This is a genomic window from Rheinheimera sp., assembly GCF_020217005.1.
Lineage (GTDB): Bacteria > Pseudomonadota > Gammaproteobacteria > Enterobacterales > Alteromonadaceae > Pararheinheimera.
Genome location: NZ_JAIWOI010000201.1, coordinates 1 through 10,000 on the forward strand (window position 1 = coordinate 1; position 10,000 = coordinate 10,000).

Genomic DNA, 10,000 nt, shown 5'->3' on the forward strand with positions numbered 1-10,000 from the left:
TGGGGGCGTTAACCAGCATAGGCTCAGCTTTGTTAATTATGGGGATAGCTGGCGGTGCTTTTGGTCCTTTATTCTGGGGCCTTGCCAGCAGTACCGGGCTAGGCCAGCAGGGCGCTTATCTGGTGATGTTTCCTTGCTATGCCTTTATTTTGTTTTACGCTCTGAAGGGGCATAAACTGACGAGCTGGGGACGCAGTTAATGTCATCGCCACGTTTTTATGCGCTGGATGCGTTGCGTGGACTGGCAATAGCCTTAATGATACTGGTCAACACCCCAGGCTCCTGGCAGCACGTCTATAGTCCATTACTGCATGCCGCCTGGGATGGTTTTACCTTCGCGGATATTGTTTTTCCCACCTTTTTGTTTGTTGTGGGCGCTGCAATGTTTTACTCGCTTAAAAATACAGAACTGTCGAAAGACAGTGTCTGGCGGGTGAGCATCAGGGCGTTAAAACTTATAGGTGTTGGAGTGCTGCTGAATTATGTTCCTTTTACTGTTGAGTTGGCAGAACTACGTTTACCTGGCGTTTTACAACGTATAGGTTTGGCCTACTGGGTCGCTGCACTTTTGGTCTTAAGCATAAAGCGTCGCTATTTGCCTTTTATCGCTGTGGCTCTGGTGGCGTTGTACTGGTTAGCTTTGGTACTTGGTGGAGGAGAGCAGCCTTATAGTCTGGAACATAACCTGGTCAGGCAGTGGGATTTAGCGATTTTTGGCTCAGCTCACTTGTATCAGGGCTTTGGTCTGGCGTTTGACCCTGAAGGCTTGTTGAGCACCTTGCCTTGTGTAGTAGCTGTATTAATAGGTTTTGGTACAGCGTCAGCTTTGCAGGGGAGACAACATCAGGACGCCTTGCGGCTGCTACTGATCTTAGGTGTGAGCTTGTTGTTGCTGGCTGGACTTTGGCAGATATTCTGGCCAGTGAATAAAGCTTTGTGGTCAGGCAGTTATCTGGCGTTGAGCAATGGTTTAATTTTGCTGATATTAGCAGTTTTGGTCTGGTGTATAGACGTCAAAGGTTGGACTAAAGCGGCACAACCTCTAAAGGTGTATGGCACGAATCCACTTTTTATTTACGTTTTAGCCTGGTTATGGTCTGTCTTGATAGGGCAGCTGATTTTTATTCCAACAGAGGCAGGTTCGGTATCGCTCTATCAGTTGGGCTTTGAACTTTTAGCTCTGGTTTTCCCAGCTAAACTGGCTTCATTGGTCTTTGCTGTACTGCACGTGATTGGATTCTGGTACCTGTCATTGCTGCTGTACAGACGCAATATCATTATTAAGCTTTAAAAAGTGGGGTCAGATCACATTGTTAACAGTTAACAATGTGATCTGACCCCACTTTTTAAACTGCAGTAAATTTTTGCTTCAGAGCTTGCTCCACGTGAGCAGCAACAAAACGGCTGACGTCACCACCGTGTCTGGCAACTTCTTTCACCAAAGTGGACGAGATAAAAGTATTTTTCTCTGAAGGTGTCATAAACAAACTATCTAAATCTGGGTTGAGCTGGCGGTTCATACTGGCCAGTTGGAATTCATACTCAAAATCAGCCACTGCCCGTACTCCACGCAATAACACCTGAGCCTGATTTTGTTTGGCAAAATCAGCCAGCAGGCCAGAGAAACCCACCACTGTGACATTTGGAAGATCAGTAAAACATTGTTCTGCCAGCTGTACCCGCTCCGTCAGACTAAATAAAGGTTGTTTGCTGGGATTAGAGGCGACGGCCACTATCACTTGATCAAATAAACGCGCAGCCCTTTGCACTAAGTCACTGTGACCATTGGTTAAAGGATCAAAAGTACCGGGATAAATTGCTTTGGTTTTCATTGTTTTATGCGGATCCCTGTGTTGTTTAAATCTAAAGTAATTGGTGATGCAGTGAGTACAACAGCGCGTCAATTCTCAGCTGCATAGATAAACTATGTGGCTGAAACTAAAGCGCGAAATTAACAAAACTGTAGCTTCAGATAAGAAGGCTAGACACGACTAGAGTTTTTAATCGAATTGGCGTTACTATAGCAAATTAATAAAAAATAAATAAAAAAGAAATACGCGGATGGATAAGAAGTTACGGACCAAAGACAAGATACTGCAGGCCAGTATTGAGTTGTTTAATCTACAGGGTGAACGCTCTATTACCACTAACCATATAGCGGCTCACTTGGGCATTAGTCCCGGCAACCTGTACTACCATTTTCGCAACAAAGAAGACATAGTACGGAATATCTTCCGTGAATATGCCAAGTTGCTCGATAGCAGGCTACAGCCTCCGACTCAGCCCTCTGAAGCGCTGGACTCCTTAGCTCAGTATCTGGATGTGGTGTTTGAGCTGATGTGGCGTTTCCACTTTTTTTACGCCAATTTACCGGACATTTTGTCACGGGACCCGGCGTTGCAGCAGGACTATTTAACGGTACAAAAGGCTGTACTTGCTAAGGTTATTTCAGTGTTATCGGCATTAAAAAAAGCTGATGTTATTGCGATAGATGATGCAGATATCGCCAACTTTGCGCATACCATCAAGCTGGTTGTGACCTTCTGGATCAGTTATTTAAAAACCCAGGATCCACATAGGACCATGAGTAAAGAACAGGCTTATCTTGGTGTGCTCAAAGTGCTGCTTTTATTTAAGCCCTACGCAACATCTCATGCTATGCCGCGTATAGAGAAACTGCAGCAACATTATCAGGTGTTGTCTGGTGATCAGACGATTTAAAAGCCGACTGGCAACTATTTGCTACGCAACTAATCCGATCTGCAGCCTTTTCTGACAGAAAAGCGCTGCATCCCTCCTGCGTAATGATTACAATACGGCGGTTTTTACCAAGTCCCTCAGCCTTTCCGGAGAAAGTTATGCGAACGACTCCTTTCCTTGCACACTTACAACAACAAATAGAAGACGTAAAAGTGCAGGGCCTGTACAAAGCTGAACGAGTGATTAGCTCTCAGCAACAAGCCGCCGTAACAGTAGGTCATGAACAAGTACTCAATTTCTGTGCTAACAACTATTTAGGTTTAGCCAATAATACTGACCTGATTAAAGCTGCCCAACAAGGTCTGGACTCTCACGGTTTTGGTGTGGCCTCTGTGCGTTTTATCTGTGGTACTCAGGACATTCATAAAGAACTGGAACAAAAAATCAGCAGCTTTTTAGGCACTGAAGACACTATTTTGTATTCCTCTTGTTTTGATGCCAACGGTGGTTTATTCGAAACTATTTTAGGCGCTGAAGATGCGGTGATCTCCGATGCGTTAAACCATGCCTCTATTATCGACGGTGTCCGTTTGTGTAAAGCCAAACGTTACCGTTATGCCAATAACGATATGGCCGAATTAGAAGCCCAGTTAAAACAAGCTGACGCAGATGGCGCCCGTTTTAAACTCATTGCCACAGACGGCGTATTTTCGATGGATGGTGTGATTGCCGACTTAAAATCCATCTGTGATTTAGCCGACAAATACAATGCGCTGGTAATGGTCGACGACAGCCACGCTGTAGGTTTTGTTGGTAAAAATGGCCGCGGTACCCACGAATACTGCGACGTGCTGGAGCGGGTCGATATTATCACTGGTACTTTAGGCAAAGCTTTAGGTGGCGCTTCAGGTGGTTATACCTCTGGTAAAAAAGAAGTGATTGAGTGGTTACGCCAGCGTTCACGCCCTTATTTATTCTCTAACTCTTTAGCGCCTTCTATTGTGACAGCCTCTATTAAAGTGCTGGACTTACTGGCCAATGGTGATGCTTTGCGCGCTAAGTTGTGGGACAACGTCAGTTATTTCCGCGAAAAAATGTCAGCCGCTGGTTTTACCCTGGCAGGTAAAGATCACGCTATCATTCCAGTGATGTTAGGTGATGCCAAAGTTGCAGCTGAAATGGCTCGCCGTATGCTGGCTGAAGGCATTTATGTAGTGGGATTCTCTTTCCCTGTAGTGCCAAAAGATCAGGCGCGCATTCGCACTCAGATCTCGGCCGCTCATGACAAAGCACACCTGGATAAAGCCATAAGTGCTTTTATCCGTATTGGTAAAGAAATGGGCGTAATTGCCTGAGGACGCCATGATGAAAGCATTAGCAAAATTAAAAGCAGAACCGGGTATTTGGCAAACCGAAGTGGAGATGCCAAAAGTAGGCCCAAATGATGTTCTGATCAAAATCAAAAAAACCGCCATTTGTGGCACAGACGTGCATATCTACAAATGGGACGAATGGGCGCAAAAAACTATTCCTCATGGCATGGTGGTAGGGCACGAATATGTCGGTGAAGTGGTCGACATGGGCTCTGAAGTCCGTGGTTTTGCCAAAGGCGACCGCGTTTCAGGTGAAGGTCATTTAGTTTGTGGATTCTGCCGTAACTGCCGCGCTGGCCGCGTGCATTTATGCCGCAACACCGTAGGTGTAGGCGTAAACCGTGAAGGCTCTTTTGCTGAATACCTGTCTATTCCGGCCTTTAACGTCTTTAAAATTCCGGACAATATTCCGGACAATATCGCCGCTATTTTTGACCCCTTTGGTAACGCTGTGCACACAGCTTTGTCATTTGACTTAGTAGGTGAAGACGTCTTAATTACAGGTGCTGGTCCTATAGGTATTATGGCGGTCGCTGTGGCTCGCCATGTCGGTGCCCGTCATATAGTGATCACAGACGTGAACCCGTACCGCTTAGAATTGGCGCGCAAAATGGGTGCAACCCGGGCTGTGGATGTGAGTAAAGAAAGTTTGCAGGACGTGATGAAAGAACTCGGTATGACCGAAGGTTTTGACGTAGGTCTGGAGATGTCGGGTGTACCTTCTGCCTTCCGTAGCATGTTAGATACTATTAACCACGGTGGAAAAATTGCCATGCTGGGTATTCCACCTTCAGATATGGCGGTGGACTGGAACAAGGTTATTTTCAAAGGCCTGGTGATCAAAGGCATTTATGGCCGTGAAATGTTTGAAACCTGGTACAAAATGGCCAGCTTAATTCAGTCCGGTCTGGATTTAAGCCCGATAGTGACCCACGAAATGCCAATGGAAAACTACAAGGAAGGTTTTGAGATTATGTGCTCAGGCCAGTCCGGTAAGGTGATCCTGAACTGGAGTTAAACCTGAAAATGGGGTCAGATCACATTAGTTATGCGTAACTAATGTGATCTGACCCCATTTTTAAAGCCCCCCGCTTGGCAGCCTAAATGCGATCTGCTATCATTTGATAATAATTCTTATCTAATCACGCTACGGCTCCAATGATCGCCCTGACTTTTGCTCTGCTGTTTTTGACATTGTTCTTATTTGGCCGTGGTTATTGGCGGCATATTGCTTTGCCAAAATTACAGAACCAGCGTTTGGCACTGCAATTGGTGCGGGTAAAGCGTCAGGGCCAGTATCTGAAGTTATGGCTGCAGCATCCGGACGGTTTGTTACTGCCTAAAGCCAAAGCAGGTCAGCATATTCTGCTTTATGGCAAAGACTTACAGGGCAAGCCAGTCAGCCGGGCTTATTCATTAGCCCAGGATTGTAGTCAGCAACGTTATTACCAACTGGTGATCAAAGCAGAAACGGATGGCCGGTTAAGTCAGGCTTTATTCCAGCATTTAAAAGTGGGAGACTTCATCGAAAGTTCATACCCACGTGGCCATTTTTTATTAAACCGTTCGCGTCAGCCTTTGGTACTGGTCGCTGGTGGTGTTGGCATTACCCCTATGCTGGCGATGGCGTATGCTGCAATAAGGCAAAAACGTCAGGTGTTTTTGGTCTATCAGGCGCGTCGTCTGGACGATATAGTGTTTTATCCTTTGCTGCGCCGTTTGCCCCGTTTACAACTTCGTATAGCTCTCACTCAGCCACCAACTGACTGGCAGGGCTTTAAAGGCCGGATTGATGCGGGTTATTTATATAAACTCGCAGGCCCGCAGGCGCAGTATTACTTTTGTGCTTCGGCCAAAATGACAGAGCAGTTGATTTATGATCTGGGCATTTTAGGGGCACAGCATTGTTATGCTGAGTTCTTTAGTGCTGCAGCAAGTGAGCAAAGTTTCCCTATAGAAATCAATGGCGTGTTTACGGATAGTCAGGGCCATAAATCGGTGCTGGACGCTATTCTCGCTGCAAGAGTTCCGCTGAATTACGACTGCAAAGGCGGCTCTTGTGGCCTTTGTAAAGTGCGGGTGGTGCAAGGCCAGTATCAACAAGTGCTGGAACCTAGCATGAGCTGTAGCGCTGATGAAGTATTGGCTTGTTGTATTCAGCCGACTTCGGCTTTGGTGTTGAGTGCTGAGATTGAGGCTGAAAAATCGTCAGCAGAGCTTTCTTCTGGTTTAATCGCCGTGGCCACAACTCATACCTGAAGAGTTTATCTTCCGAATTAGAGTTTTTACCCTCCGGGTGGGGTTACTTTCTTTTGCTTCGCCAAAAGAAAGTATCCAAAGCAAGAAAGTGCAGGAAGCACTTTCTAACAGCCGAAGGCTGGCCCGTAGGGTGAATTACATGGATGTAATTCATAAAAGGCGGCCCCAGGTCGCAGCGACAACGCTTGCGTTGAACAGCTTTAGCTGGCCCCGAAGGGGGTCGAACTAAGTGAGTATAAAACACGGCCCAACATCGTGCGTCCAAGGCGACGCAGCAACTCGTTCGTCGCTACCGGCTCCTCACTCAAACACTCCCAGCCTTAAAACCTTGGACACCCAATTTTTCTGGGTCCATTCGGCGGCAAGCCAAAAGTTTGGCTTGCCGCCGAATGGACGTACTGAGCTCAGCGAAGTACCGGAACCGCGCCCTAATGGGGGATTGGAGCCAGTAGTTGATATGGCCTTTTCTGATTGGCAGCTAAGAGCAAGAAACCGAAATGGGGCACATCGCAAGACCTGACCCTAAAGTTGCTGGGCACATCGCAAGACCTGACCCTAAAGTTGCTTTCTGATTTGGTCTTCAAGATAAATTCGCCGAGCATATTTATCTGTGGTACGGTCCTAACATATTAAAAGGCTATTTAAAATCGTATCACTTAGAATGAAAATACTCGCACGTATCCTGTTCGTCGCAATCGCAATCATATCGGTGAAGCTCATCGCTTCAGAACTTGAGGGGCAAATATATTCAATTGAACGTGGGAATGATTACACATGGGAGCTAAATAAAGACATTAGCGTCTCAATAAGCATTAATTGCCCTCTTAGAGCAAATGACATCTTTCAAAAAGCAGATTCATGCAATTCAGCGTTCAACATTTATTCTGAGCCTTATGAAGTAACTATATATGTAGGTAAAACATCAATAAGTTCTAATAGACGATTTTACAATAATAGCGATGATAGGCGAATCATAAGATCTTTAGCCGAGCAAGGCGAAGATCCGCTTTTAACTTTAAAATATTTTAAAAATAGCGGTGATTTTCTTGGTGGCGACGCTGAGTATTCATCTGAAAAATATAGACTTATTGGGTTTTCGACTGCATTGCAAGAATCAAAAGAACTCGGGCAAGCCGAAAACCAACGAAAAGTAACTCGGCATAACATAATCGCAGGCGTAGGCATTGTTCTTTTTATCTTAGTTCTATGCTTGATAATTGCTCTATTCATCAAGAAGATTCTGCCGAGGATAAGATCTACAAGTTCCGATGTAAATCAGAAATTTGCTAAAAATCGAGAGATGGCGAAGATTAGAAAAATATCGAAAGAAGAAGCGATTAGGCATACTGTTCGCTCAACAATTTCAAACGAAATAAATATGCAACCACTGACCCAAGAGCAAATAGATGTTATTAAACAACAAATAAAAGAAGCGTTGGAAAAGGATGATAGTAAGACAGCGTTGGCTTTAATGAGTATCCTCAGCGGCATGCAGAAATAGCAACGCTAATTGACTGAATTCATGAAGGTAGTCCAATGGTAATAAGCCGCAAAACTTTAAAGAGTAATTTCCAAATCTAAGTTTTATGTCTGCTTTTGGCACAAAGTGAAAATACAAAGGGTCTCGGGAAACGGCCGGGCAACTGCGTTAGCAGACCCTGTCCAGCAGGGATGCTGGACAGGAGCCTACAAGGATGTATTTACGGCGTGTCTGCGTTGTAGTTGACCGCGCCGTTTGAGTCGAATCTCAGCGGGTTAATGTTCAGATGAGTCTGAAATCTGCTCTAAAGCCCCACGCAAAGTCGCTACTAAATCCGGTGCTTTTTGTTGTAAACGCAGTTGCTGGAACAAAACTTCTGCTTCGGCGTATTGCAGTTTCAGGTAACTGAACCACTGCTTGATCCGGTTGGAGTAATACAGGCCTTTATCGCCTGCAATTTCGTAGTCTGAATACTGCAACAGCAGCTCCAGCACTTGGGGCCATGGCATTTTTTGATGAGTGCCATTGGCAAAATGCTGCTTGATGTCCCGCGCTAGTCCGGGGCTTGCTAAGGCGCCGCGGCCTAACATCAAATCAGTACTGCCGGATTGTTCTAAACACAAAGCTGCGTCTTGAGGTGTCCAGATTTCTCCATTAGCCACTACATTTAAGGGTATGGTTTGGCGTATTTTTTCTATCCATGGCCAGTAGGCAGGTGGCCTGTAGCCATCACTTTTAGTGCGGGCGTGTACAGTCAGTTCAGTCGCTCCGGCCTCATAAATAGCGCGGGCGTTGTCCAGAGTTAAGCTGGTATCGTCAAAACCTAAACGAATTTTAGCCGTGACAGGAAATTGTGCTGGCACGGCATCTCGCACAGCTTTAATAATCTGGTACAGAGTTTCAGTTTCTTTCAGTAATACTGCGCCTCCACGACTTTTATTCACCGCTTTGGCCGGGCAACCAAAATTTAAATCCACACCGGGCGAGCCCAGTTGTACTGCCCTTACTGCGTTTTCAGCCAGCCATTGTGGTTCCTGACCCAATAACTGGACCCGCACAGGTACACCGGCTGGAGTGACACCGCCTTGCTTTAATTCAGGACAAATACGGGTGAATACCCGGTTGGGCAGTAATTGATCGACCACCCGGACGAATTCAGTGATGCATAAATCAAAGCCACCAATACGGGTTAACATATCCCGCATTAAATGGTCCACTACGCCCTCCATTGGGGCCAATACAATACGCATCTTGAATAGAACTCTGGTTAACTAAAATAATGCACAAACGAAAAGGGAGCCGAAGCTCCCATACTTAGGCGTGATAATGATTAGGTACACCGTTTTGATACAGGTAGTCACCTAAATCGTGCAAAGAGAGCTCGTCCAGTTCCAGAATATCCAGAATGGTGGCTTTGTTGTGATCCCACTCAGGATCTATGTCCAGATCGAGCAATATTTTGCTTTCATCTGTCATATGTTCTGCCAGTTTCAGCAGCGCAAATAAGCGTTTTTCGTAGATATCATTGGATGCCAGGATCAAAGCGTGGCTGTGATGGTAGGCGATGACGTTGGTCAGCTCAGGTGCCAATCCCCAGGACTGTGCAATCATATAGCCAAGCAGTTCATGGGTGGTCTGGAAGTTCTGTTCTTCGCCTTCGGACATGCCATAACCTGCTAAATGAGCATGCTTCAATACTTTGGCATAATCTTTAAACTGGCTGCTGATTAACAGCATACCGGCGTTGTGGAATAAGCCAAGGCTATAGGCATCATCAGCGCAATCTGTGCCATATCGTAGTTGCTGCGCCAATAAAGCCGATGCATTAGCTACATGGCCCGCACTTTGCCACAAATTCTCGGTAAAGCGGTCGGTGCGGCCTTCGCTTAAGGTAAAGCGTAATACCACTGAACTGACTAATTTAATCACCCGGTTTAAGCCTAAGAATTTGCAGGCGTGTTCTACCGAGCTGATTTTGCGACGTAAACCGAAATACACAGAGTTCACTACTTTCAGCGTAAAGCCTGCAATGCCCAGATCCTGATTGATTAGCTCAGCAATACGCTTGATATTAGGATCATCACTTTCAATTTCTGCTTTGATACTTAATAAAACAGTGGGCTGAGGAGGAATAGTAAAGCCACTTAGCGCTTTTTCTACCTCTGCCATATTAATTGCTTTTGCCATG

9 protein-coding genes and 1 pseudogene are annotated in these 10,000 nt (G+C 45.7%); 7 read left to right on the forward strand and 3 right to left on the reverse strand.

Translation table 11 applies throughout. The features are described from left to right. Positions 1-200: pseudogene (locus LDL40_RS09795) on the forward strand (glucose/galactose MFS transporter); the annotation flags it as partial. After that, positions 200-1,291, forward strand: a complete 1,092-nt coding sequence (locus tag LDL40_RS09800; RefSeq protein ID WP_300995145.1) for an acyltransferase family protein — start codon at positions 200-202, stop codon at positions 1,289-1,291. The pseudogene LDL40_RS09795 and the gene LDL40_RS09800, both read left to right, overlap by 1 nt. Before the next feature lie 55 nt (positions 1,292-1,346). Here LDL40_RS09800 and coaD read toward each other — a convergent pair whose 3' ends face one another. Continuing rightward, positions 1,347-1,832, reverse strand: a complete 486-nt coding sequence (gene coaD / locus LDL40_RS09805; protein ID WP_300995146.1) for a pantetheine-phosphate adenylyltransferase — start codon at positions 1,830-1,832, stop codon at positions 1,347-1,349. 229 nt (positions 1,833-2,061) lie between these two features. Between coaD and LDL40_RS09810 the strand changes: the two genes are divergently transcribed. From LDL40_RS09810 to LDL40_RS09830, 5 genes are all read left to right on the forward strand, one after another. After that, complete coding sequence (locus LDL40_RS09810; protein ID WP_300995147.1) at positions 2,062-2,721, forward strand: TetR/AcrR family transcriptional regulator; 660 nt, start codon at positions 2,062-2,064, stop codon at positions 2,719-2,721. Between the two features lie 137 nt (positions 2,722-2,858). Continuing rightward, positions 2,859-4,055: a glycine C-acetyltransferase gene (locus LDL40_RS09815; protein WP_300995148.1), complete on the forward strand. Its 1,197-nt coding sequence runs from the start codon at positions 2,859-2,861 to the stop codon at positions 4,053-4,055. A gap of 10 nt (positions 4,056-4,065) precedes the next feature. Continuing rightward, positions 4,066-5,091, forward strand: coding sequence for an L-threonine 3-dehydrogenase (tdh, locus tag LDL40_RS09820; protein WP_300995149.1), 1,026 nt, complete (start codon positions 4,066-4,068; stop codon positions 5,089-5,091). Positions 5,092-5,231: 140 nt separating this feature from the next. Then, entirely contained in the window at positions 5,232-6,332 is a 1,101-nt protein-coding gene (locus tag LDL40_RS09825) for a 2Fe-2S iron-sulfur cluster-binding protein (RefSeq protein ID WP_300995151.1), read from the forward strand. A gap of 661 nt (positions 6,333-6,993) precedes the next feature. Then, a complete protein-coding gene (locus LDL40_RS09830; RefSeq protein ID WP_300995152.1) occupies positions 6,994-7,833 on the forward strand; it encodes a hypothetical protein in 840 nt (279 codons plus the stop codon). Positions 7,834-8,087: 254 nt separating this feature from the next. Here the strand turns inward: LDL40_RS09830 and LDL40_RS09835 are convergent, their stop codons facing one another. Both LDL40_RS09835 and LDL40_RS09840 read right to left on the reverse strand, forming a co-directional pair. Then, on the reverse strand, positions 8,088-9,062 hold the full coding sequence (locus LDL40_RS09835) for a tRNA-dihydrouridine synthase (RefSeq protein ID WP_300995154.1): 975 nt from the start codon (positions 9,060-9,062) through the stop codon (positions 8,088-8,090). Positions 9,063-9,126: 64 nt separating this feature from the next. Further along, the coding region (locus LDL40_RS09840) for an HDOD domain-containing protein (RefSeq protein WP_300995155.1) at positions 9,127-10,000 on the reverse strand (874 nt) is incomplete at its 5' end.

Excerpts from the sequence above, each read along its gene's own strand:
- LDL40_RS09800 (WP_300995145.1), top strand. The coding sequence starts at position 200 with ATGTCATCGCCACGTTTTTATGCGCTGGATGCGTTGCGTGGACTGGCA.
- coaD (WP_300995146.1), bottom strand. The coding sequence starts at position 1,832 with ATGAAAACCAAAGCAATTTATCCCGGTACTTTTGATCCTTTAACCAAT.
- LDL40_RS09810 (WP_300995147.1), top strand. The coding sequence starts at position 2,062 with ATGGATAAGAAGTTACGGACCAAAGACAAGATACTGCAGGCCAGTATT.
- LDL40_RS09815 (WP_300995148.1), top strand. The coding sequence starts at position 2,859 with ATGCGAACGACTCCTTTCCTTGCACACTTACAACAACAAATAGAAGAC.
- tdh (WP_300995149.1), top strand. The coding sequence starts at position 4,066 with ATGAAAGCATTAGCAAAATTAAAAGCAGAACCGGGTATTTGGCAAACC.
- LDL40_RS09825 (WP_300995151.1), top strand. The coding sequence starts at position 5,232 with ATGATCGCCCTGACTTTTGCTCTGCTGTTTTTGACATTGTTCTTATTT.
- LDL40_RS09830 (WP_300995152.1), top strand. The coding sequence starts at position 6,994 with ATGAAAATACTCGCACGTATCCTGTTCGTCGCAATCGCAATCATATCG.
- LDL40_RS09835 (WP_300995154.1), bottom strand. The coding sequence starts at position 9,062 with ATGCGTATTGTATTGGCCCCAATGGAGGGCGTAGTGGACCATTTAATG.